The 23,421-nt window shown below is 47.5% G+C and carries 23 protein-coding genes and 1 other annotated feature; of the genes, 19 read left to right on the forward strand and 4 right to left on the reverse strand.

Features of this window, described 5'->3' with window-relative positions; genetic code table 11:
- Positions 1 to 52: 52 nt before the first annotated feature.
- Positions 53 to 682, forward strand: coding sequence for a GNAT family N-acetyltransferase (locus tag ADIAL_RS03495; RefSeq protein ID WP_034300075.1), 630 nt, complete (start codon positions 53 to 55; stop codon positions 680 to 682).
- A gap of 67 nt (positions 683 to 749) precedes the next feature.
- Here ADIAL_RS03495 and ADIAL_RS03500 read toward each other — a convergent pair whose 3' ends face one another.
- Entirely contained in the window at positions 750 to 986 is a 237-nt protein-coding gene (locus tag ADIAL_RS03500) for a hypothetical protein (protein WP_051503683.1), read from the reverse strand.
- 1,061 nt (positions 987 to 2,047) lie between these two features.
- Between ADIAL_RS03500 and ADIAL_RS03510 the strand changes: the two genes are divergently transcribed.
- The 9 genes from ADIAL_RS03510 (at position 2,048) to ADIAL_RS03550 (ending at position 11,174) form a co-directional block, all read left to right on the forward strand.
- Entirely contained in the window at positions 2,048 to 3,421 is a 1,374-nt protein-coding gene (locus ADIAL_RS03510) for an alanine/glycine:cation symporter family protein (RefSeq protein WP_034300142.1), read from the forward strand.
- Between the two features lie 285 nt (positions 3,422 to 3,706).
- Positions 3,707 to 5,083, forward strand: coding sequence for an alanine/glycine:cation symporter family protein (locus ADIAL_RS03515; RefSeq protein ID WP_231492062.1), 1,377 nt, complete (start codon positions 3,707 to 3,709; stop codon positions 5,081 to 5,083).
- A gap of 252 nt (positions 5,084 to 5,335) precedes the next feature.
- On the forward strand, positions 5,336 to 5,983 hold the full coding sequence (locus tag ADIAL_RS03520) for an acetate uptake transporter (RefSeq protein WP_034300078.1): 648 nt from the start codon (positions 5,336 to 5,338) through the stop codon (positions 5,981 to 5,983).
- A gap of 386 nt (positions 5,984 to 6,369) precedes the next feature.
- Complete coding sequence (locus ADIAL_RS03525; protein ID WP_034300080.1) at positions 6,370 to 6,921, forward strand: hypothetical protein; 552 nt, start codon at positions 6,370 to 6,372, stop codon at positions 6,919 to 6,921.
- A 16-nt stretch (positions 6,922 to 6,937) separates the two neighbouring features.
- Positions 6,938 to 8,125: an efflux RND transporter periplasmic adaptor subunit gene (locus ADIAL_RS03530; protein ID WP_034300082.1), complete on the forward strand. Its 1,188-nt coding sequence runs from the start codon at positions 6,938 to 6,940 to the stop codon at positions 8,123 to 8,125.
- A complete protein-coding gene (locus tag ADIAL_RS03535) occupies positions 8,118 to 8,789 on the forward strand; it encodes an ABC transporter ATP-binding protein (RefSeq protein WP_034300146.1) in 672 nt (223 codons plus the stop codon). Before ADIAL_RS03530 ends, ADIAL_RS03535 begins: the two co-directional genes overlap by 8 nt.
- Positions 8,790 to 8,793: 4 nt before the next feature.
- The gene (locus tag ADIAL_RS03540; RefSeq protein WP_034300084.1) at positions 8,794 to 9,999 is read left to right on the forward strand and encodes an ABC transporter permease; all 1,206 of its coding nucleotides are present in this window, start codon (positions 8,794 to 8,796) and stop codon (positions 9,997 to 9,999) included.
- Positions 10,000 to 10,226: 227 nt separating this feature from the next.
- A complete protein-coding gene (locus ADIAL_RS03545) occupies positions 10,227 to 10,481 on the forward strand; it encodes a hypothetical protein (protein WP_155849168.1) in 255 nt (84 codons plus the stop codon).
- Positions 10,482 to 10,637: 156 nt separating this feature from the next.
- Complete coding sequence (locus ADIAL_RS03550) at positions 10,638 to 11,174, forward strand: hypothetical protein (protein WP_034300089.1); 537 nt, start codon at positions 10,638 to 10,640, stop codon at positions 11,172 to 11,174.
- Positions 11,175 to 11,308: 134 nt separating this feature from the next.
- Here ADIAL_RS03550 and ADIAL_RS03555 read toward each other — a convergent pair whose 3' ends face one another.
- From ADIAL_RS03555 to ADIAL_RS03565, 3 genes are all read right to left on the reverse strand, one after another.
- Positions 11,309 to 12,421: an alpha-hydroxy-acid oxidizing protein gene (locus tag ADIAL_RS03555; RefSeq protein ID WP_034300091.1), complete on the reverse strand. Its 1,113-nt coding sequence runs from the start codon at positions 12,419 to 12,421 to the stop codon at positions 11,309 to 11,311.
- Between the two features lie 168 nt (positions 12,422 to 12,589).
- The gene (locus ADIAL_RS03560; protein WP_034300093.1) at positions 12,590 to 13,294 is read right to left on the reverse strand and encodes an LrgB family protein; all 705 of its coding nucleotides are present in this window, start codon (positions 13,292 to 13,294) and stop codon (positions 12,590 to 12,592) included.
- Complete coding sequence (locus ADIAL_RS03565) at positions 13,287 to 13,694, reverse strand: CidA/LrgA family protein (protein ID WP_051503686.1); 408 nt, start codon at positions 13,692 to 13,694, stop codon at positions 13,287 to 13,289. Before ADIAL_RS03565 ends, ADIAL_RS03560 begins: the two co-directional genes overlap by 8 nt.
- Before the next feature lie 269 nt (positions 13,695 to 13,963).
- Between ADIAL_RS03565 and ADIAL_RS03570 the strand changes: the two genes are divergently transcribed.
- The 9 genes from ADIAL_RS03570 (at position 13,964) to aroF (ending at position 23,136) form a co-directional block, all read left to right on the forward strand.
- Positions 13,964 to 14,851: a LysR family transcriptional regulator gene (locus tag ADIAL_RS03570; protein WP_034300095.1), complete on the forward strand. Its 888-nt coding sequence runs from the start codon at positions 13,964 to 13,966 to the stop codon at positions 14,849 to 14,851.
- Between the two features lie 477 nt (positions 14,852 to 15,328).
- Positions 15,329 to 15,543: a binding site (T-box leader), on the forward strand.
- Positions 15,544 to 15,623: 80 nt separating this feature from the next.
- Entirely contained in the window at positions 15,624 to 16,991 is a 1,368-nt protein-coding gene (trpE, locus tag ADIAL_RS03575) for an anthranilate synthase component I (RefSeq protein ID WP_197017751.1), read from the forward strand.
- Positions 16,988 to 17,581: an anthranilate synthase component II gene (locus tag ADIAL_RS03580; protein WP_034300097.1), complete on the forward strand. Its 594-nt coding sequence runs from the start codon at positions 16,988 to 16,990 to the stop codon at positions 17,579 to 17,581. The genes trpE and ADIAL_RS03580 overlap by 4 nt, the downstream gene beginning before the upstream one ends.
- On the forward strand, positions 17,578 to 18,591 hold the full coding sequence (gene trpD, locus ADIAL_RS03585; protein ID WP_034300099.1) for an anthranilate phosphoribosyltransferase: 1,014 nt from the start codon (positions 17,578 to 17,580) through the stop codon (positions 18,589 to 18,591). The genes ADIAL_RS03580 and trpD overlap by 4 nt, the downstream gene beginning before the upstream one ends.
- Positions 18,591 to 19,382, forward strand: coding sequence for an indole-3-glycerol phosphate synthase TrpC (gene trpC, locus ADIAL_RS03590; RefSeq protein WP_034300100.1), 792 nt, complete (start codon positions 18,591 to 18,593; stop codon positions 19,380 to 19,382). Before trpD ends, trpC begins: the two co-directional genes overlap by 1 nt.
- Positions 19,372 to 19,992, forward strand: a complete 621-nt coding sequence (locus tag ADIAL_RS03595) for a phosphoribosylanthranilate isomerase (RefSeq protein ID WP_034300101.1) — start codon at positions 19,372 to 19,374, stop codon at positions 19,990 to 19,992. Before trpC ends, ADIAL_RS03595 begins: the two co-directional genes overlap by 11 nt.
- Positions 19,992 to 21,200 carry a tryptophan synthase subunit beta gene (trpB, locus tag ADIAL_RS03600; RefSeq protein WP_442853024.1) on the forward strand — a complete coding sequence of 403 codons (1,209 nt, stop codon included), beginning with the start codon at positions 19,992 to 19,994 and terminating at the stop codon, positions 21,198 to 21,200. The genes ADIAL_RS03595 and trpB overlap by 1 nt, the downstream gene beginning before the upstream one ends.
- Entirely contained in the window at positions 21,193 to 21,981 is a 789-nt protein-coding gene (trpA, locus tag ADIAL_RS03605; RefSeq protein ID WP_034300103.1) for a tryptophan synthase subunit alpha, read from the forward strand. The genes trpB and trpA overlap by 8 nt, the downstream gene beginning before the upstream one ends.
- A gap of 114 nt (positions 21,982 to 22,095) precedes the next feature.
- Complete coding sequence (gene aroF, locus ADIAL_RS03610) at positions 22,096 to 23,136, forward strand: 3-deoxy-7-phosphoheptulonate synthase (RefSeq protein WP_034300104.1); 1,041 nt, start codon at positions 22,096 to 22,098, stop codon at positions 23,134 to 23,136.
- The last annotated feature ends 285 nt before the right edge of the window (positions 23,137 to 23,421 follow it).

Consider the following 23,421-nt stretch of genomic DNA (forward strand, 5'->3'; position numbering starts at 1 on the left):
GGAGAGAGGCAAGAGATGAATAGGTTTATTTTAGAATAGAAGGAGGAGAGACATGAGTCAGCTAGAAATCGATCCCTTAAGGCCGCAAGATGTGGAAGAAGCCATGGCCTTGCTGGTTACGGCCTTCGAACAGGAAGGGATCACAAAAGAAGTTGTTGATGTCCGCAAAGCAGGTGTCAGATACAGGTATACGCTATTGTCCATTCTTAAGACCCGCATCTACCTTGAAGCCGGTCAGCCGGTTTACATGGCCAGGCTGAACCAGGCGATTGTCGGGATCCTGATTATGAAAGGAAAGACTAGATTGCCGCTGCCCCGTCTGCTCAGAATTATTTTGCCCCAGGATTTCCGTGCTTTCCCGCTACTATTAAAAATTAACTGGAGCAAGGCCTTTAAGGTGGGGCGGATGATCAGCTCCTCCCAAGCGGTCCCTGAAGAGGCTATCCTGCTGGAAGCCATAGCAGTAAGGTCAGACCACCGGGGCATGGGAATGGCAAGCAAGCTGATGCAGCAGGCAGAAACGGTGGCCAAAGATAGGAAGGCTTCGGGCATCTACCTTTATACAGCTGATGAACCCAACAAGGAAATCTATGAGCATCTTGGCTACAAAGTGATGGAAAAGCGCCAAACAGACGGGTTGACAGTGTATCATATGTACCGTTTTGCAGAAGAAATTGCCTAAACAGAAGCGTAAAGTTGAATAATAAAATAGAGACCCTTTAAGTGTAAGAAGAATCTCTATTTTACGGCTATTCTTTTTTCCAGGAGGTGTATACAATAGCTGCACCAGCTGCACATAAACCGGCGGCCAAAAAGCTGGGAAGGAGTCCCACCTCTCTATAAGCTGTACCATATACACCATAGATCGAATTCCAGCCTATTCCGTCTGCCCCTATCAGTATCTGAGCATAAACGGTAGCGGCAATAAGTACGGCCCCATAGATAATAGAACCCATTAATAGCAGCGTCAAACCTACTTGCTTCAAAATGTTCACCCCCTGACTGAATAATTCTAGATTAAACATAACGTAAGATTAACATCGGGCACCTGGAGAGAAAGGTTAGTGGGTTATAACGATATACGCCAAACACTGTTCAGACTAGTCCCCAAAAAAGAAAACTTATGAATTGTAACCTAACATGAAGGTCCAGTAAAGCAAATAGATAGAGAAAGGGATGATTACGGAGCTCAAGAGTGTAACTAAAAGAGCCGGCCATTTATGTTGTCGGCGTATCTTTATCCCTGTAAGCAGCATTAAAATACCACTAATCAAGAAAAAGCCTTCGAAAAGCAAAAAGGGCCAAGTGTATTCCAGTAAATCCAGCATAAAGCATCTCCTTATCAGTTGAGTGTCCCCACTGCAGTGTGTCAGGGGACTAGTACAGAAAAGGCAACGCAGCACAAGCAGGTCCTAGGCAAGCTGTCTCCTTTTATGTAAAGAAAGTATAGCACAACGGGCGGCGGCGCAGTATATTTTTATCTAACCATTAAAAACAGCTTGTCTAAACATACAGCTCCCTCGACCTTCAAAAAATGCGTAAAAAGGCAGTAAAGTCTCGTCCAGCTTTTTTGGTAACCCGCTTGTTTTGATGATGCAGATGACGTTGTCTCAACTACGCGGGTGAAACAACGTCATCCTGGATGAGCGGAGGCGAGAGTTACTATAAACGAATGGAAGTTCATTCGTCGTTTTACTTCTTATCTATGATTACAATAAATCTGTCACCAAATGCATACAGAGACTAGTTTCAGTGAAGCCTTCAATTTAACGGGTCTCTAAAGACGCTATAGAGCCCCGTTAACATTTGGCAGTCTTTAAAAGGGGTCCCAACTCTCGCACAAAGTACACAAGCCAGACTTTTTTTTAAAAAAAGGTCTGGCCAGCTCATCTGCTTTGAGACACTGTTTATTTATGAATTTATCCAGCTCTATTCACTATTTTCAAAAGCATGAAAAAGAGATATACAGGAGGCCAATAATTGTGTATATTACTCTTATGCACAAAATGAGAAAAGGATTAAAAAAGGGGAGGATATGATGGAAAGAATGCTTGAATGGCTATTGGAAGTGAATGAGGGGGTGAATGATCTGGTCTGGGGCTGGCCGTTTCTGATTCTGATCGTGGGAACGGGCGTCGTGCTGACCTTTATGATCCGCTTCGTGTCATTTACTAAGTTTGTTTATGTAATGAAGCAGACGTTCTTGAAAATTTTTGCTAAAGAACAGGTCGGTGAAGGGGAAGTCACGGCTTTTCAGGCTGTGTCAACGGCACTGGCAGCGACGGTCGGAACGGGTAACATTGCCGGAGTCGGTACGGCGATTGCAATTGGCGGCCCGGGAGCGGTGTTCTGGATGTGGATTGCGGCGCTCTTTGGCATGGCCACGAAGTACGGAGAAGTGGTCCTAGCGATTCAATACAGGGAAAAAACTCCGGATGGGCGTTTTGTCGGTGGCCCGATGTATTACCTAGACAAAGGGGCCAATCAGAAATGGCTAGCTGTTTTGTTTGCGGCTTTCGGAGCTGCTGCGACCTTTGGAATCGGCAATATGGTCCAGTCGAATTCAGTAGCTGACTCACTGCAAACGACTTTCAATATCGAACCCTGGATTACAGGCGTTGTTCTGGCCGTCTTGGTGGCACTGGTTATTGTCGGCGGAATCAAAAAAATCGGTAAAGTCACAGAAATTATTGTTCCCTTTATGGCTGCGATCTACATACTGGGTGGAGTGATCATCATTCTGGCCAATATCCAGCTGGTTCCAAGTGCTTTCGGTATTATTTTCCGTGATGCCTTCACAGGTTCTGCGGCTGTCGGCGGCTTTGTCGGCTCAACCTTGACTCTGTCCATCCGTTACGGTGTAGCGAGAGGAGTCTTCACCAATGAGGCGGGGCTAGGAAGTGCACCAATCGCTCACGCTGCCGCAACCACGGATCACCCTGTCCGTCAGGGGCTGTGGGGAATCTTTGAAGTGTTTGCCGATACGCTTGTCTTATGTACCATTACGGCGCTAGTCATTGTCATGACCGGGGCTGTTGATACCGGTCTGGATGGGGCTGCGCTGACCACTTCGGCCTTTGATGAAGGGATCTTGTTTGGGGGCTATATCGTCACTTTCGGCCTGGTCTTCTTCGCCTTTTCCACTTTACTGGGCTGGTCCTACTACGGGGAGCGCTGTATGGAATTTCTGTTCGGACCCAAGTCGATCATTTTTTACCGCCTGCTCTTTATTCCGCTGATTGTTGTTGGAGCAGTCGGTGGCCTGCGTGCAATCTGGGCTCTGGCGGATACACTGAACGGCTTGATGGCGCTGCCCAACCTGATCGGGCTGCTGATCCTGAGTCCCGTGATTGTCAGTCAGACCAGGCAGTTCTTTGGCAAAGGCGGTATTTACGAAAAAGAAACGAAAAAAACTGAATAGGATGACTAGATGACTGAAAGGACCACTGCAGCGGTAGTGGTCCTTTTTATAAACTTGGGTATTGAAGCCGGCTAAGTAATCCATTTAATTGGAGTAAAAGTAGGATTTAACTCAAAGACGAAAGGGATATAATCAACTCTTTTCCAGAGAGGCTCCTAGTTTAAATGCCATAAAAATAAATAAAAGGGCTTCATAGAAGTTTTTTTTACAAATTGTCAAAGGTTATGTATAATAATATTAGATTATCATGAGAAAAATAATAATATTATTATGAGGAGAGAAAGTATGGATAGTTTTATCGAAAGTTTTCTAGAGATTAATGATGTGGTCAATGACCTTGTCTGGGGCTGGCCGCTGCTGGTTCTGATTATCGGAACAGGCTTGTTCCTCACGATACGGGCAGACTTTGTATCCTTTACTAAGTTCGGCTACGCGATGAAGCAGACCTTTTTCAAAATGTTTGCCAAAGAACAGGTCGGAGAAGGAGAAGTCACAGCCTTTCAGGCGGTATCTACCGCACTGGCGGCTGCTGTCGGTACAGGGAACATTGCCGGTGTGGGAACAGCGATTGCCATCGGGGGTCCTGGTGCGGTGTTCTGGATGTGGTTGGCAGCAGTTGTCGGGATGGCAACAAAGTATGCAGAAGTGGTGTTATCGATTGAATACCGCGAAAAGACTGAAGACGGCCGCTTTATCGGCGGACCGATGTATTACTTAGACAAGGGGGCCAACCAGAAATGGCTGGCGGTTCTGTTTGCTGTCTTTGGAGCAACGGCAACCTTTGGAATCGGAAATATGGTCCAGTCCAACTCGGTGGCAGACTCACTGCAGACGACTTTCAATATCGATCCGCTGATCACCGGTATTGTTCTGGCCATTGCTGTAGCGACGGTGACGATTGGTGGAATCAAGAAAATCGGTAAAGTCACTTCTGTACTGGTTCCGTTCATGGCAGCTGTTTATATTTTGGGTGGGCTACTGATCATTGCCTTGAACATTACACAGGTGCCGGCAGCTTTCGGTATCATTTTCCGTGATGCCTTTACAGGCAGTGCGGCAGCCGGCGGCTTTGTCGGCGCAACCATGACTATGGCCATCCGCTTCGGGATTGCCCGTGGAGTCTTTACCAATGAAGCCGGTCTGGGTAGTGCGCCAATCGCCCATGCTGCCGCTACAACCGATCACCCTGTCCGTCAGGGATTGTGGGGGATCTTTGAAGTCTTTGCCGATACACTGGTTCTATGTACAATTACTGCTCTGGTCATCGTCATGACCGGTGCCTGGGATACAGGTTTTGACGGTGCAGCGCTGACCACTGTAGCGTTTGACGAAGGCATGCCCTTTGGCGGTTTCATCGTCACTTTTGGACTAGTATTCTTTGCCTTCTCTACCTTGCTGGGCTGGTCTTACTACGGCGAGCGTTGTATAGAATTTCTGTTTGGCTCTAAAACGATTGTGTTGTACCGCCTGATTTTTATTCCACTGATCGTTGTCGGAGCAACAGGTGGCCTGCGTGCAATCTGGGCATTGGCGGATACGCTGAACGGCCTGATGGCTATTCCAAACTTAGTGGGACTGCTGCTTTTGAGTCCAGTTGTTGTCAAGCTGACTAAAAACTACTTTGGAAAAGAGGGCATTTATCAGCATGAAGAAAAAAGCTGACCGCCTAAAATAGCTTTAAACGAAACAGAATAGGGAGCCTCCTTGTGAGGCTCTTTTTTTTGATGCAGCCAGAGTTCAGTTCTGAAAAAATAACAATGCATTTTGTTTAACTGGAGAAGACCAAATATTAACTGTTTAATGAAAAAAGGAAGCGATAACATTAAGATGTTACTAATTTTAGATTGACAGGCTTCACATGCAGTCTGTATACTTAGCACTTGTGTAATAAAAGAGAAAATAGGAGTGTTAATTTTGGAAAAAACAAAAATCGTTTCATATAAGGAGATCACCGCAAACCCGGCACCGCTTGGTCTCATGGGCTTTGGGATGACGACCGTACTGCTCAATATTCATAATGCCGGCTTCTTCGGTCTGGATGCAATGATTTTAGCGATGGGCATCTTTTTTGGTGGGATGGCCCAAGTTATTGCCGGAATTATGGAATTCAAAAAAGACAACACCTTTGGGACAACAGCCTTTACCTCTTACGGCTTTTTCTGGATGGCCCTTGTTGGCTTGAACATCCTGCCGATGCTGGGTCTCGGAGAAGCACCTAACGCTTTGTCTATGGCCGCTTTCCTCTTCATGTGGGGACTCTTCACTCTGTTCATGTTTGTGGGTACTTTGCGCATCAACCGCGCACTGCAAGTCGTTTTCGGCTCTTTGACTATCCTGTTCTTCCTGCTGGCTGTCGGAAACTACACGGGCTCAGCACTGATTTTAATGATTGCCGGCTTTGAAGGAATCTTCTGTGGTCTGTCTGCTATCTACGCAGCCATGGCTCAGGTCCTGAACGAAGTCTATGGTAAAACGATTCTGCCAATTGGCGAAGTCAAAGTAGAAAAAGCTAAAAGTCAGAAAAAAGCGGAAAGCAAAACATTCGCCTACAGCGAAAGCTAAAGCGTAAGCTGGATATACGCATACAATCCCCGAATAAGGGCGGCTAGTTATAGTCTCTCCCTTATTCGGGGATTTTTATTTTGGATTTCTGTGTACAAAGCAAGCTGCCCATGCCCTAAAATCCAATGATATCGTCAGATGAATCTTGTGACAGCGGAGACTACCAGTAAACAGACGATGATTTGAACACACGGAGTCACTTTTGAATTTTAGTGAAAGGCAGGAGGGATGACTGGGAAAAACTTATATTTAAATAGGCGGATATATTATAAAACAATATATAGTGAAGCGTTGAACCAGCCTTTTAAATTATGGTAAGGTATAGACAGCAAACATTGTAATGGAATTGAAATATTAATGTTTGATTTATAAAAGGAGGAAAAAGTATGGATGATAAGGAAGAATTGATTGAAGAAAACAGGCAGGGGTACACTTTTCCGAAAGGGGCCATGTGGTTGTACATAGGGTCGTTTGTGCTAGCGGGACTGCTTCAGCTGGCTTTTGACTGGGGAGAGGTAACAGGAGAAGGGGACGTCCAGACAACTTTAGTGATTATGCTTATTGCCGGCTTGCTTGGTGGAATGGGGCTTTTTGTGGGGACAGTGATTGAGTATGCGCTGATATTATACCCCTCACGTTGGATTGCCAAAGACAGAGAGGTATATAAATATGATATCTGGGCAGCTATTTTTTATTCAGGAGCGATTGGTGTCCTGCTGGCCTTCTTGATTGCGCAGCTCAATGTATCAGACAATCTATTTGTATCCATGACCATTTCGGCAGTAGGTGTCGGGCTCTTTCTGTATTTTTATTATTCAGGGATCGAAAAGCCCCAACATGTCAAGCGTGCTGTGACCATTGTGCAAGTAGGATGGTTCATTCTAGGGACTGGTTTGAGTGTGGCTGGCGATATGTTACTAAGTAGTATGGCACTTTAAGGAAGCAGGCTGAGAGATGGGTAAAGAAAAAAAACAGAACAAAGGCTGGAAGCCCGGTAAAGGTTGGGTAGCCGGCCTGCTGGTAGGCGTGCTGCTTGTGCTGATTGTTGGTGTGCAGTGGGTATCTGGAAGCGAGTCAGGCACAGATGAAGGAGCAGACTATACTGTCTATGAAGTGTATGAAGAAGCACCTGTGCTCTTTGACGGCCGGGTACAGGCACTGGATATACAGGAAGTATATCTGGATGGAGGCAGTGAAGAACTGGTAGAGTTATATGTAACCAACGGACAGACAGTTGAACCCGGAACAGAATTACTTACATACCAAAATGAAGAAGCTCAGAGGCAGTTGGATGATCAAAGGCGTCAACGGGAGCGTCTAGTAAGCAGACGGTCGGCGCTTGAAACAGACCGTGCCAATGCTGTAAATGGGCGGGACAGAGCAGAAAGAGAAGGCAATCAATACAAAGAAGACTCAGCTCTTGAGGGGGAAGCAGTAGGCAGGTTTGAATCAGAGCTGTCTTCTTATGAAATGGAAATAGCAGAAGCTGAAATGGAAATTAGCCAAATTGATCAGGCTGACCAGGACCTGCTGGAACAGCTTGAGGACTTGGATTTTTCTATTAATCGATTAAGTGACCAGGCAAAGGTCACAGAAAAAGCTGTTATTTCAGGACAAGTCCATGTAAACCCGGGTGGAACTGAAGACGGCCAAGGGACGGGCGCCCCCTACTTAAGTATCGTATCGGAAGATGTAGAAATTGAGGCAAGTGTTTCTGAATACGACTTTGAAAAAATTAAAAAAGGTGAAAAGGTACATATCAGCCTGACAAATTCTGATCGGGAAATGGAAGGAGCTATCACCTATGTTTCATCTATCCCAGCACAAGTGAGTGGGGAAAATGAAACAGCCCGTTACCTCTTTACCGTCAGTCCGGACGAACCGATTCAGTATGGTTTTTCTGTAGAGATAGCTTTCTATGAAGGACTTATATACTTGCCTGCTTCTACAGTAATATCCGAGGAGGAAGGGACGTATGTCTATGTTTACAATGACGGGACGGCTGAACGCCGGCCAGTAGAGGTTGAGAGCGAAGGGAATATGTACCTGTTGAAAGAAGGACTGATGTCCGGGGAAGAGGTGCTGGAGGAACCGGAAGACACACTTTCAGATGGGGACGAGGTAAGTGTACGGTATGATTAAATTAAAAAAAATCCAAAAAGCCTATAAAGCTGAAGACGACTGGATCCCCGTACTGAAAGACATCGATTTGACGGTAGAGCAGGGGGACTTTCTTGCAATCATGGGGCCGTCGGGTTCAGGGAAATCCACTTTACTTAACCTGATTGGTTTTGTGGATAAAGCCTACAGGGGTGACTATCTTCTGGATGGCGAAAAGGTGATGTCCAAGGGAGACCAGGACCTGTCCCAGCTCAGAAATGAGCGAGTCGGTTTTGTCTTTCAGCAGTTCAATCTGATTGAAACACTGACCGTTGCAGAGAATGTCGAGCTCCCGCTTTTGTATGCAGGATGGACACAGAAAGAAACTAAAGTGAGAGTTTCTGAACTGCTGACGAAACTGGGAATTGGTGACAAGGAGGATAAGTATCCAAAGCAGCTATCAGGTGGGCAACAGCAGCGAGCCGCTATTGCTAGAGCAATCATTAATGAGCCGGACTTTATTTTAGCAGATGAACCTACAGGTGCACTGGATACTAGAACGTCAGAAGATATCATGCATGTTTTCCAGCAACTCAACATAGAAGGGGTCACAATCGTGTTAGTAACCCACGATCCATCGACGGTAGACTACTGCAACCGGGTAGTTCATATGCAGGATGGACTGCTGACGGAAGAGGTGAACTAGCAGGATGAAACCCAAAGTTGTAATTAGAGGAGCTTGGATGGCTCTTTTGAAAAACAAAAAACGCAGTTTTCTGACGATGATCGGCATTGTTATTGGGATTGCAGCAGTGAGCACAATCATGTCCATAGGTAGAGGATTTGAGCGCTATGTCATGGATGCATTGAACCCTGAAGAAGGAGACCTAGTGACAGTTGATATTGCATTCCAGTCAGAAGATCCTATGTGGATGCTTGAAACGAACGACGAACTGTTCACTGACCGTGATCTACAGTCTCTTGAGCGCTTATCCGGAGTAGCAGAGGCTACAAGAATCGAAGGGAATCTTCAGTATACGTCTCTGGATACACGGGTTAATGGGGAAGAACGGTATGTTGATATCACTCTGACAGAAGAATCAGGAAGAGGAGTCTCAGTCGGACGGGGTCTTCAGCTTTCAGATTACACCAGAAGCAGCCGGGTTGCGGTTATCCCCCACACTCTGGCAGAGGAAATGTTTCTAATACCAGAAGAATCGGTTGGTAAAGGAATCAGACTGGGAGACGAACTATACACCATTATAGGAGTTTATGAAGCAGCAATCGATAGGACGGGTTTGTTTAGCGAATTTATGCTGGATGAAGTTGAAATCCCTGCAGCCAGTTATAACCTTTACCATACACAGGGAGGCACTGCCAGCGAAGTCCGTCTGACTGTTCAAAGGGGCAGTCTGCCTTCTGAAGTAGCCAGTGAAGCCGTGACTTACCTGGAGGAAGAAGGCTCCATGCGTGCGATGGGAAGCTACGAACATTGGGATATGTCGATGATGACGGATGGTGTTTCGCAGGTACTCAACGGCATCACTTTGTTCATCGCCAGTGTGGCGGGTATTTCTTTATTTATTGCAGGGATTGGGGTAATGAATATGATGTATATTTCTGTATCTGAGCGCACAAAGGAAATTGGGATTCGACGAGCCTTAGGCGCCTCTCAAAAAAGTATCCGTCTGCAGTTTGTGTTGGAAGGAGTCATGATGACCAGTATCGGTGGAGCGTTCGGCTACCTTCTAGGCCTAATGTTTTCGGCAGCTGCAGCGATACTGCTTCCGTTTTCAACCGGAGTCGATATGGTGACCGTTTTAGTTTCCTTGGGTATCTCTTCGCTAGTCGGGCTTATATTCAGCTATGCCCCAGCTAATGCCGCAGGTAAAAAAGAAATCATCGATATAATCTAGTGCAGTATCTTTCAATGGAGAATGATCATATGTAGAAGCGTGCAGCAGAGTATGTTCGGCTGCACGCTTCACTGCCTTCAAGAGGGGACAATCAGATGGGATATTACTTTGCCGGTTTATTATGGGCCAGCCTGATTTTTTTAATAGTGTCTGCTGTATGCGCTGGACTGACTATCCAGCTGTTTCGTCAAACACTGTCTACAAAGGGGAGGAGCTTTTGGTTGCTTATGCTTTGTATTTTAATCTACTGGGGCTACAGTGTGTTATTTGTGGGATTCAAGGATATCCCCTATGCGCTTCAGCAGAACTACAGCATCCATGAGGGAGTCATGACGGCCTCGTACTATCCTAATCAGTTTGAAATGGACGGACGAATTTATACGAAAAATCCCTGGACATTTTCGCTCGAAGAAGGGAAAGTTTACAGAATATACTATCTGCCTTCTTCCGGATACGTTGTCGATATAGAGAAGGGTGACTAGGCAGAGCGAATAGTCGTCCTCTCTCTATAATACTGAAGCACTAATCTCGATTTCATTGTACTCGAAGCTGCTCTTATGCTAAAGTGAAAACGGATAAGCCGTGTGGACATACATTAAGTCGTCGCCATCAGGCGGGCTATACTGGAGGAAAAGCAGATGAAGCAAACGAATAATCAGACAGATCAGCCACAGACACATGATCAGTTCCCCAAAAAAGCGATGGGGTTCTACATAGGGGTTATCTTGCTGTCGGCGTTGACTGGGCTAGTCACAGAGGGGGTCACAACTGATCCAGAAAGTGGCATGGGGATGGTCACTGTCGTCATACTGGTCAGTCTGCTGATTGGTGGACTGGGACTTTTTGCGGTTACAGTGGTGCAGTATGCGCTGATCAAGTTTCCGACGCAGTGGATTGCCAAAGATGAGCAGGTCTATACCAACGATATCTGGACGGCACTCTTTTACTCTAACGGGATCGGGATGCTGCTGAGTGTGTTGACTGATCTAATTGGTCTGGGGGGCAACGTCATCTGGGCAGCGGTCAACTCGGCAGTCATCACCGGTTTGTTTTTGTACTTTTACTTCTACGGTACGCAAAAGCCTGCACATATCAAGCGGGCGATTATCATTGTTCAGGTTTTATGGCTCGTTCTTTCACTGGCGTTCAGTGTGCTGACGTATCAGATGACCTGATCACAGCACTGCAGGTTCGTCGGTGTGTCAGACAGCTATGGAAAGTTAGAAGATGCCAAATGCTTGCACAGACAAAAAGGCACAGGACCAGAGAGGTACGCTTTGGGTCCTGTGCCTTTTATATATCTAGGCCTTTATTTTTTATCGAACAGTTCTGTCTGCTTGATATCTTCCACCGTCTGGGTACCAGCTAGCTGCATGACACGTTTTAGGTCTTTTTCGAAGTATTCAAAGACGCTTTTCACACCTTTGTATCCACCCAGGGCAAGGCCGTATAGGGCAGGTCGTCCGATAGCTACGACATCGGCACCGGATGCCAGGGCTTTGAAGATATGCTCGCCACGGCGGATGCCAGAATCAAAGACAATCGGTACACGTCCCTGAACGGCTTTGGAGATATCTTCTAGAGCTTCAAAGGAACCAGGAGAGCCGTCTAGCTGACGGCCGCCGTGATTGGAGACCCATATGCCAGCAGCTCCGGCACCGATGGCTAGCAAGGCGTCTTCAGCACTCTGGACCCCTTTGACGAAAATCGGCAAGCCTGAGTATTCAGATAAGAATGTGACATCCCGTGGACTGATTTTCTGCTTAGACTGGGCATAAATATTGTTCAAAGACATTTTTTCACCGGATCCGGTCAGGTAGCGAGAAACAATCGGCATGCCGAAAGGATAAACAAACTTGTTACGGATATCTTTTTCGCGGTTGCCGGACACCGTCGCATCGGCGGTTAAAATAATGGCGGTAGCCCCGTCAGCCTTGGCTTCATCGACGATCAGCTTATTGATTTCGTCGTCCTTGCTCATATAAAGCTGGAACCAGCGGGGAGAGCCGTTCAGGCCTTTTTCGATTTCTTCAAACTTCGCGCCGGAATAGGCACTGATGGACATGATCGTACCGAACTCGGATACGCCTCGGGCAGTACCAGCTTCTTTACTCTGGTGAGCCAGCCCGTGAGCAGCGATGGGTGCCATAATAAAAGGCGCTTTGATGTCATGACCCAGTATGGATGTGTGTGTGTCAGGATTTTCGACGTCAGCCAGAACCCGAGGCAGGATGCCTTTTTGATTAAAGCAGTCGACATTCTGCTTGAGGGTATATTCGTCACCGGACCCGCCGGAAATATAGTCGAAGCCGCCTTGAGGAACGATCTCTCCTGCCTGCATTTCCAGTTCATAAGTGTTGACCACATCGATGTCCTTTACTTCTGACGGTGCTTTATATTCCATAACATAAGTCTGTTCCATTGTTGATTCCTCCATTGTAAGTTTGTTTTTTTTTAATCATTGATAGCATAAGTTTTTCTGAAGATAGGGGCTGCATTTTTTAGCAGGTAAGGGACGGATAAGATAGCCGCCCTTAACGTAACGATTCGACGTTTTAATGCGGCCAGTCCTTACTGAATAGTCTGTTGTTTAGAAGAACAGCTGGATCAGCATCAAACCGAAAGGAGCCAGGATGACGACGGCGATGCCGGTCAAGACGATGGACAAGCCGGACATGGCTCCCTGAACATCTCCCATTTCAATCGCCTTGGTCGTTCCCATGGCGTGAGAGCCCGAGCCCATGGCAACACCCTGGGCTACCGGATCAGTGACATTCAGCCAGTTGAATAGCGTCGGCCCGATTACGGCGCCTAAAACACCCGTAAAGACAACAACGGCTACAGTTAGCGAAGCAATTCCGCCAAGTGATTCCGATACACCCAGTGCAATGGCTGTGGTGACGGATTTCGGAAACAGGGTTGCGGCTAGCTCTTCATTGAACTGGAAGAGTAGACTCAGCATAACGATAATCACAGTGTGGAAAATCACTCCAATACCGATGCCCGACAGTATCGCCGTGACGTTTTTCTTCAAGTGCTCGATATTTTTCTTCAGCTTGATAGCTAGAGCCACTGTTGCAGGCGTGATCCACATGTTGATGTACTGTCCGCCGTTGAAGTAGGACGCGTAAGGGATGTTTAAGGTCAAAAGGATCACGATTGTCATGATGATTGCAAACACCAGTGGAGTAAAGAGCGGGATCGGCCACCTTTTATGAAGCCTTTGACCAATCAGGTACAAAGAAACAGATAGAATGATTCCGAAAAACGGATTGGATGCCAGTTCTTCAATCAACGACGCGCTCTCCCTTCCATGACAGCGGAGTCTCAGAGACCTGCGCTGCTTTTTTATGTGCTTTTCTGATAATGGCCTGGACCGTGACACCGACCAGAGCGATCATCAGTGTGGTAGAGACAAAGACAACAATCAATAGCTGCCACCAGACAGAGCTGATGATGCCGAAGTTGGTCATCAAGCCGACACCGGCCGGGATGAATAGGATAGCCATATTATTGGTCAGCCATTCACCGGCCTCCTCCACCTGTTCCATTTTGATCCAGTTGAACTGCAGGGCTAGAAACATCAGCACCATGCCAAGTACGCTACCGGGGACAGCGACCGGACTGAGGTAAGACAAAACTTCTCCGGCAAAAGAAAAAGTAAATAACCAAAATAACTGTTTGATGATTTTCAAAAAGGACACCTCCATGTGTACGTGTAAAATCAGGACAGCAGGCAGACTGTTGACCCGAACAGAAGTTGTCGACAAACCTCTGAACCTTTCATCTCTAAACCTTTCATTGAAAAGAAAGTGAGTCAATTTTTAATGTAAGCGCTGTCTACACACTCAATATAGCAAGCGTTTACAAAATAGGAAATATGGCCTTTTTATGTTATTATAAGTGATATTTATAAGTTGAAAATTCGTGAGTATGCTCACATATTAATGGAGGCCTTGAACAAATGAAACTGCAGGATCTTTTTTACTACAGAACCTTAGCTGAAACACGAAGTTTCACTCAGACCGCGGAAGCGTTTTACATATCTCAGCCATCTATATCCATCGCGCTTAAAAGACTAGAGACGGAATTTGACACGAGTTTGATCAGTCGTGATCGTTCTTCAAAAAGCGTAGAGCTCACTGAAGCAGGTGAGCTACTCTTTGAAAAGTCGGTCGAAATCACTGATCTGATTGAACAGACTAAAAAGGAGATGCACAGTCTGGGCTCCCAAACGGTCACTCTAGGCTTCCTGCCGACAATTGGAGGGCATTTCCTTCCCCAAATCATGCCGCAGCTGGCGGAATACTTAAGTGATCTGAAGTTTGTGGAAGAAGAAAGTTCGGATGCGATGTATGAGCTGGTCAAAAAGGGAGAGGTATCGGCGGCTATCGTTGGCAGTGACAGGCAGACACTGGATGACAGCCACCTGATCCAGTTGCCGATTGCTCAGAAACAGCTGCACTTGTGGGTATCACCCAGCCATCCTTTGGCAGGCTTCAAGCGTATCAGCAGCCGGATGCTGAAAGAAACGCATTTTGTAACTTTGGCCAAAGGCTATACACACCAGCGTATTTTTGAGCAATGGGCCAAAGACCATCAGATCGAGGACTCCTATATTCACTACAGCAACGAGATTCAGACAGCCAATTCAATGATTGCTTCCGGCATGAGTGCCGGTCTGATGATTGATCTGCTGGTCAGAGACCGCAGCGACATCGTGAAGCTGGAACTGACCGATGCGCCTGAGTTTTATGTTAGCCTGCTGGTCAACAAGCAAGCCAAGCAGTCAAACAGGCAGGAACAGTTCAACCGTAAACTGGTTGAAACCGTCCAAAAGACCTTTAACTGAGCCTGCAAGCCGTGCTGAATGAGAGGTTGAAACGGATAGAATAAAAAACGGGGGTTATTTTTTTGATCGGCAGGCTTGACATTCTTATGGGGGCTCCCTATAATGAGAAACAATTAAGAAATTAACACACATTCAAACGAGAGGAGGATCACTCAATCATGTCTAAGGATTTATTTGTTCAATTGACTGCACATTATTCATGGCAAAGCTGGGGCGTCGACGTACGCGCTGGTTATTGGCGTTGCGCAAAAATTGAAGAAGTGAATCGTAGATGAGTGATTCTTTACACACATGATTGGTATTCAGGTTAAACAGCAGGCAAGGTGTATCGTCAGGTGCATCAGAACGGCAGACCGTTGTACCCTGAATACTTGTGGACTCTGCCAAGGCAGAAACTCATTTACACTGAGTTTCTGCCTTTTTTGTTATCAAGAACAGGCAAGGCGAAGCGGTTTACAGCCGGATCCATAAAAAAATAACGTATCGACAAGTAAGAGGAGTACATGCACTTGTTTTCACTACAGAGAACCTGCAGGGCTGAGAAGCAGGTATGGACAGTGCATGGAATGGACTTATGAGAACCTGTCTGAAAAAGAGTAGGACTGGTCGCTTCATCCCCGATAACGGATGAGAGTGCAGGAGGTTTCCTCCTGAATTGTGGTGGTACCGCGGTAAATTTTATCGTCCCGCATCAGTATAAAAGCTGATGGGGGGCTTTTTTGCATTCAAAAATATAACTTAAAACGATAAACAAACACGAGGAGAGACAAAGATGACAATCACATACGAAACAAAACAAATCAACGGAGATATGCTGACACCGATAGCTGTTTACCAGCGTCTGCAAGGTGAAAAAAAGTTCATTCTGGAAAGCTCGAGCGGCCACGGTGAAAAAGGACGCTACTCTTTTATCGGGATGGACCCTTACAAAGAAATCATCGGGGACGGCGATAAGATAGAGGTGAGAGCCCAAGGGCAGACAGAAAAGCTCACGGGCCAACCACTGGAAGTCGTGAAAGCCCATATCCCGAACGTAGCCCTTGATTTGCCGTTTCCTTTTTACGGTGGAGCGGTCGGCTACATCGGCTATGACGCTATCCGGCAGTACGAGCAGATTGGTGAGCGGCTGGAAGACGAAATCGGGATGCCGGACATTCATTTAATGTTTTACCGGGAACTGGTCGTCTTTGACCACAAGAAGCAGGAAGTCACAATCGTAGCCCTTGACGTCCACGAAACCGGGGATGCCGCCGAGCAAATCAGTCAAATTGAGAGCATGCTTAATCAGCCGATGGAAGAGAAAAGAGAAGAGCTGACTCCACTGGAATTCAAGGCAGCCACAGACAAAGAAACCTTTATGGAACTGGTCAGAAAAACCAAGCAGCACATTATTGACGGAGATATATTCCAGGCTGTCCTGTCTCAGCGTATGCAGGCCGACTTTCATGTCGACCCCTTCAGTTTCTACCGCAAGCTAAGAGTGTCGAACCCCTCACCGTACATGTTTTTTGTCGATTTTAAAGACTATATCGTGCTAGGGGCTTCTCCGGAAAGTCTGATCAAAGTATCAGGAGGTCAGGTCATTACGAATCCAATCGCCGGCACACGGCCAAGAGGCAAGACTGAAGCGGAAGATGCCGCTTATGCAGAGGAACTGCTGGCAGATGAAAAAGAAGTAGCTGAACACAAAATGTTGGTTGACTTGAGCCGTAACGATTTGGGCCGTGTCTCAAAAATCGGTTCAATCTGTATCGATACCTTTATGGAAATCGAGCGTTTCCAGCATGTAATGCATATCGTGTCTGAAGTCAGCGGGACACTGGCTGAGGGTCTGAGCGGCCTGGATGCCTTGACGACCACGCTTCCAGCGGGCACCGTTTCAGGTGCACCCAAGATTCGGGCAATGCAGCTGGTCAATGAACTGGAAGAGAAAAAAAGAGGCGTCTATGCCGGATCGATTGGCTATATCAACTTGAATGGAGACCTGGATCTGGCACTAGCTATCCGGACCATGGTCATTAAAAATCAAAAAGCCTACGTACAGGCAGGTGCCGGAATTGTGTACGACTCCGATCCGGCCACTGAATATCAAGAAACGATGAACAAGGCAAAATCCTTACTGGAGGTTGGACAAAAATGATTTTACTCATTGATAATTATGATTCATTCACTTACAACTTGTATCAATACCTAGGCGAATGCGGAGAAGAAGTCAAAGTCGTCCGAAACGATGCGATCACAATAGAAGAAATTAGAGTGCTGGGGCCTAAGGCCATTGTTTTATCCCCGGGTCCGGGTGCGCCAGCTGAAGCGGGTATATGTATCGATATGGTTAAAGAACTGAAAGAAGAGCTACCTATTTTAGGAATCTGCCTGGGCCATCAGGCCATCGGAGAAGCCTTTGGGGGAATCGTTGGGTATGCGGACGAAGTCAAACACGGGAAAACAGCCCAGGTTCTGCATCACCAAGCGGATTTGTTTGAAGGACTGGAAGCAAAAGTTGAAGTCATGCGCTACCACTCTCTCGTTATTTTAAAAGAGACTCTTCCCGCTTGCTTAAAAGTAACGGCCACCTCCATTTTGGACGGTGAAATTATGGCTGTGAAACACGACACCTACCCGATTTATGGTGTCCAGTTTCACCCGGAATCTATCGGGACGCTTAACGGCAGACAGATGATCCAGAATTTCCTGAACACGATTGAAAAGGAAGTGGAGACAGTCCAATGAGAAGCTATATCGAAAAAGTCATACAGCAGCAGGACTTGACGAGTGACGAAATGCAGGACGCCAGCCGGCAGCTCTTTTCGCCAGAAACAGATGAACGTCAAAAAGCGGCTTTCCTGTCCGCCCTACAGACGAAAGGCGAAGCAGTCAGCGAACTGACCGGCTTAGCCAAAGAGATGAAGGCTCATGCCATTCAGTTGCCGAAAGAACTGGCAGGTGTCATGGATAATTGTGGGACCGGAGGAGACGGTTCACAGAGTTTCAATATCAGTACAACCAGCGCTTTTGTACTGGCTGGAGCGGGCGTTAAAGTAGCCAAGCACGGCAACCGCAGCATTTCCAGCAAAACAGGCAGTGCCGATGTCCTGGAAGCACTAGGTGTCCATTTGAGTGCGACACCAAAAGACATGATGCAGCTTCTTGAAGACAACCATATCGCTTTTCTGTTTGCTCAACAGGTTCATCCGGCCATGAAGCATGTGATGCCGGTCAGAAAGGCATTGGGGATTCCGACTATATTCAATCTGATCGGTCCGCTGACCAACCCGGCAGCCCTGACGACTCAACTGATGGGGGTTTACAGGGAAGACAAGCTGGAAGCCATTGCCCAGGTCTTGAAAAACTTGGGAAGAGAACGTGCAGTGGTTGTTCACGGCAGTGGGGGCCTGGATGAAGCCTCTCTGTCCGGTCCAAGCCAGTGCATCTTGCTAGCAGATGGCAAACTTGAGTCTTTTGAGCTAACGCCGGAAGCTGTTGGGTTGAATCGAGTCGACAATGAAGAGCTTAAGGGCGGCGACGCAAAAGAAAATGCAGCTATCTTGACCGCCGTACTAGAAGGCAAAAAAGGCCCTCACCGGGATGTTGTCTTGCTGAATGCCGGTTTGGGTCTGCTGGCTAGTGGTAAGGCAGCGACACCAGAAGAAGGGGTGCAGCTGGCAGCAGCGAGCATCGACTCAGGTGCCGCCTTAGAAAGGCTGAACAACTTGAGAGCATATAAAAAGGAGGCGGTCTAATGGAGACCATTTTAGACCGTATAATAGAAGAAAAGAAAAAAGAAGTCGTTTTTTTGAAAGAACACTTTTCGATAGAAGAGATACAGCGCAAGCAGCCGGTCCGGTCTTTTTATGACCGCTGTCAAACAGAAGGCGGAATGCAGGTGATTGCTGAATTCAAGCGGTCTTCCCCGTCTAAAGGAGAAATCAATACAGCGCTCCAGCCAGACAAGCAGGCCAAGGTATACGAACAAGCGGGTGCAGGGATGATATCTGTTCTGACCGATCAGCCCTTTTTCGGCGGAACGATAGCGGACTTAGAAGCAGTCCGTGAAGCTGTGGACCTGCCGGTATTAAACAAGGACTTTGTGATTGACCGCATTCAGATTGACCGGGCCTATGCTTACGGAGCGGACGTGATCTTACTGATCGCCGCTGCCTTGTCGGACAGTCAACTGAACGATCTTTACACCTATGCCCGGTCAAAAGAACTGGATGTGCTGGTGGAAGTGCACAATCAGGCAGAACTGAAGCGGGTCCAGCAGGTTGGACCGCGGCTGATTGGCATCAATAACCGGAACTTGAAAACATTTGAAGTAGACTTGGCTACAACAGAAGCCCTTGCTGATCAGATTGATACAAGCAAGCAAGTATTGATCAGTGAGAGCGGAATTGTCTCGGCAGCAGACGTTAAGCAGGTTTCAAAAGCTGGCGCAAAGGCGGTCTTAGTTGGAGAAACGCTGATGCGGGCAGAGGATCCGGCCGGTCTGATTCAGACTTTTAAAGAAGGAGCCACTCAGCATGCTCATTAAAATTTGTGGGATTCAGACAGTTGAGGACGCCAGAGTAGCGGCTGAAGCTGGAGCAGACATGATCGGTCTGGTGTTTGCCCAAAGCAGCCGGCAGGTGACGGTAGATCAAGCCAGACTGATCCGTCAGAGCTGCACGGACCTGGGGGTCAAAGTTGTGGGGGTTTTTCGTAATCAGCCGATAGAAGAAGTCAATGCCATTCAAAAAGCAGTGGACCTGAATTATGTCCAGCTGCATGGACAGGAAAGCCTAGATGACTGCAAAAGTGTTCAGGCCCCACTGATTCGTGCTTTAAGCCAGGAGGATATAACAGAGTCACAAGAGGCCTTGAAGCTGGCTGCACACTTGCTGATTGACAGCCCGCACCCGGGGAGCGGAGAGCCGTTCAACTGGGAAACATTAAAGAAAAACCGCCCAAACCGTCCCTTTATGCTGGCGGGTGGACTCCATAGGGACAATGTTTTAGACGCTATCCGCACACTGCAGCCGGCTGGAGTCGATGTATCCAGCGGAGTGGAAACAGATAGACAGAAAGATCCTGAAAAAATTAGACAGTTTATAGAAACCGTGAGAACACACGAGCACACAACTAAAGGAGAGAAGAACGCATGATGAATAAACAGACAACGGTACCGGATCAGGCAGGCCATTTTGGTCAGTTCGGTGGACGCTTCGTTCCTGAAACACTGATGCCGGCCATACTTGAACTGGAAGCGGCGTATGAAGAAGCTCAGAAAGATCCGGCTTTCCAGAAAGAACTGGATGGTTATCTGAAAGATTATGTCGGTCGTGAAACCCCGCTGACTTTTGCCAAGGGTCTAACAGAAGTTTTTGGCGGACCGAAAGTATATCTGAAAAGAGAAGACCTGAACCATACAGGTGCACACAAAATCAATAATGCCATAGGGCAAGCGCTCCTGACACTGCGCATGGGTAAGCGTAAAGTCGTGGCGGAAACCGGAGCCGGCCAGCACGGGGTGGCCACTGCGACAGCCTGTGCGCTGCTGGATCTGGACTGCATTATTTTTATGGGTAAAGAAGATGTTAGACGTCAGAAACTGAATGTTTTTCGAATGGAACTATTGGGAGCCAAAATTGTCAGCGTCGACCAGGGTGAAGGGACTTTGAAAGACGCGGTCAATGAAGCGATGCGCTACTGGGTAGCCAATGTGGAAGATACGCACTATATTATCGGATCGGTTGTTGGACCCCATCCCTTCCCTAAAATCGTACGGGATTTCCAAAGTGTCATTGGACTGGAAACCAAGAAGCAGTTTCGGGAAGTGGAAAATAAACTGCCGGACGCGATTGTGACGTGTGTCGGCGGCGGCAGTAACGCTATGGGGATGTTTGCCCCCTTTGTGGAAGAAGAGTCCGTCAAGCTATACGGAGCAGAAGCCGCTGGAAAAGGGATTTCCTCCGGCCAGCATGCAGCGACACTATCAGCCGGAAAAGTCGGTATCCTGCACGGCATGATGTCCTATCTTTTGCAGGATGAAGGCGGGCAGGTCACGGAGCCGTATTCTATTTCCGCCGGACTGGACTACCCGGGGATTGGACCGGAGCACAGCTATCTGATGGAAACCAAACGGGTCACTTATGCCGGGATCACGGATGACGAAGCGATGGACGGCTTGCAGCTGCTGTCCCGCAAAGAAGGCATTATTCCTGCGCTGGAAACAGCGCACGCCATCACCTATGCACAAAAAATCGCCCAGGACATGACACCGGACGAAAGCCTGGTGATTTGCCTGTCTGGACGAGGCGACAAGGACGTAGAGACCGTACGTGAAAAATTAGGAGGATCTTCTCATGGGTAAAGAAAAACTTGACCAGCGATTCCAAGAGACACTAAACAAGGGCGATAAGCTGTTTGTCCCTTATATCATGGCCGGAGACGGGGGACTAGACGTCTTGAATGAGCGGATTCAGTTTCTGGAAGCAGCCGGGGCCACAGCTTTGGAGCTGGGCATTCCCTTTTCCGATCCGGTAGCGGACGGACCGACCATCCAGGCAGCCGGTCTCCGTGCACTAGGTGAAAAAGTGACGCTAAGAGGGGTAATGAAAAAACTCGAAGAAACCAAAGCGGACCGGTCGATTCCCATCATCCTGATGACCTATATGAACCCAATCTTTGCATACGGAATCAAGGCTTTTGCCAGAGACAGTGCGAAAGCGGGAGTAGACGGCCTGATTATTCCAGACTTGCCGATGGAAGAAGAAAGCCGGCTGACTGGTGATCTGACGCAGAACAATGTTGCCCTTATCCGCCTAGCGGCGTTGACTAGCCCTAAAGAACGGCTTGAGAAAATTGCTCAAAAGACGGAAGGCTTTCTATATGCAGTCACCGTTAAAGGCACAACAGGCGCGCAGACAACCTTTGCCGAAACGGTGGGTGAATATATTCAGGAACTCAAAAAAATGACTGATACACCCGTCCTGGCCGGGTTCGGGGTATCTACCCCGGATCATGTCCGCCAGCTGAGTGAGTACGGTGACGGCGTCGTTGTCGGGAGTCAGATTGTCAACTGCTTCCACGACAATGACCGGGAAACAATCCAAAAACTGATTCAGGCCTCAAAAAAACAGGCAGCCCATTGAAAACAGCGGACACAGGCAAGGTGAAGGCTGAAACCCGGATGGAAGCTGTCTACCCGGGTATCAGCTAGCTTTAAACAGCACGATAAAATCAGGATTATTGAAGGAGACAAAAACGTGATTATTGTATTGAAACAAGGGACACCGGCAGAAGATATTAGACAACTGGCCGATCGATTGGAAAGCAAAGGGGTAGCTGTCAGTCACTTTTCGGATGCCAGACGGGATTTTCTGGGTCTGATTGGCGATACCAGTGCACTGGATGAGCATCATATCAAAGCCAACAAAGTCGTTGAACAGATCATCCGGGTACAGGAACCTTACAAAAAAGCCAACCGCAAATTCCATCCAGATAATTCAGTGATTCAGGTCGGTGATCAGACGATTGGTGGAGACACTTTAGGCGTGATTGCCGGACCATGTTCGGTTGAAAGTGAAGAGCAAATCATCCAGGTTGCCAAGCGCGTCAAGGCAGCAGGAGCCAACTTCTTGCGGGGCGGCGCCTTCAAGCCTCGGACCTCACCATACAGTTTCCAGGGTCTGGAGCTGGAGGGGCTTCGGATGCTGCAAGCGGCCAAAAAAGAGACAGGCTTGCCTATTGTGACAGAGTTGATGTCGACCAGCTGGATTGACGCGTTTGTTGAATCTGTGGACATGATTCAGATTGGTGCCCGCAATATGCAGAACTTTGATCTCTTGAAAGAAGTCGGGAAAACACAGACGCCTGTTCTTTTGAAGCGCGGTCTGTCGGCTACCTATAAAGAATGGCTGATGTCAGCTGAATACATCATGTCAGAAGGGAACGAAAATGTGATCCTATGTGAACGGGGAATCCGAACCTTCGAGACAGAAACGCGTAATGCTTTAGATATTCAGGCTGTACCGGCCATCAAGAAACTGTCTCACCTGCCAATCGTTGTCGATCCAAGCCATGCCGGAGGGGAGTCCTATCTGGTGGAGGCGGGAGCGAAAGCCGGCATCGTAGCCGGTGCCGATGGTTTGATGATTGAAGTACACAATGATCCTGAAAATGCATGGAGTGACGGCGAACAGTGCCTGACCCCGGATGCTTTTGCCGTTCTGATGGACAAAGCACGCAAGCTGGCAGAAGTGGAAGGACGGTCCCTGCAGCAGGCTGCTGAGATTTTGGGCAAGTAACAGAAAACAGAGGACAGACGGGCGTTTGTTTCTCAAAAAAGATACAGGACCATTTTATCCAAACAGGTTGATCCTTTCATATGCAGGATCAGCCTGTTTTTGTCTGCTTTGATGCGCGGGTGTCTTTTAGAAGATCGCGGCTATTTCTTGACGATTTGAATCCTGCAGGTAAAGAAGAGTAACAGCAAGAGATTTTTTCTGAAGTATGTGTAAGCCGGAGAATTAGTGGTACAATGCAGGAGAAGTTAAAAAAGTTATATATTCCTGAATAATTCATAGCTCCAA

Origin of the sequence: Alkalibacterium sp. AK22 (assembly GCF_000585255.1) — a bacterium.
Taxonomy (GTDB): domain Bacteria; phylum Bacillota; class Bacilli; order Lactobacillales; family Carnobacteriaceae_A; genus Alkalibacterium.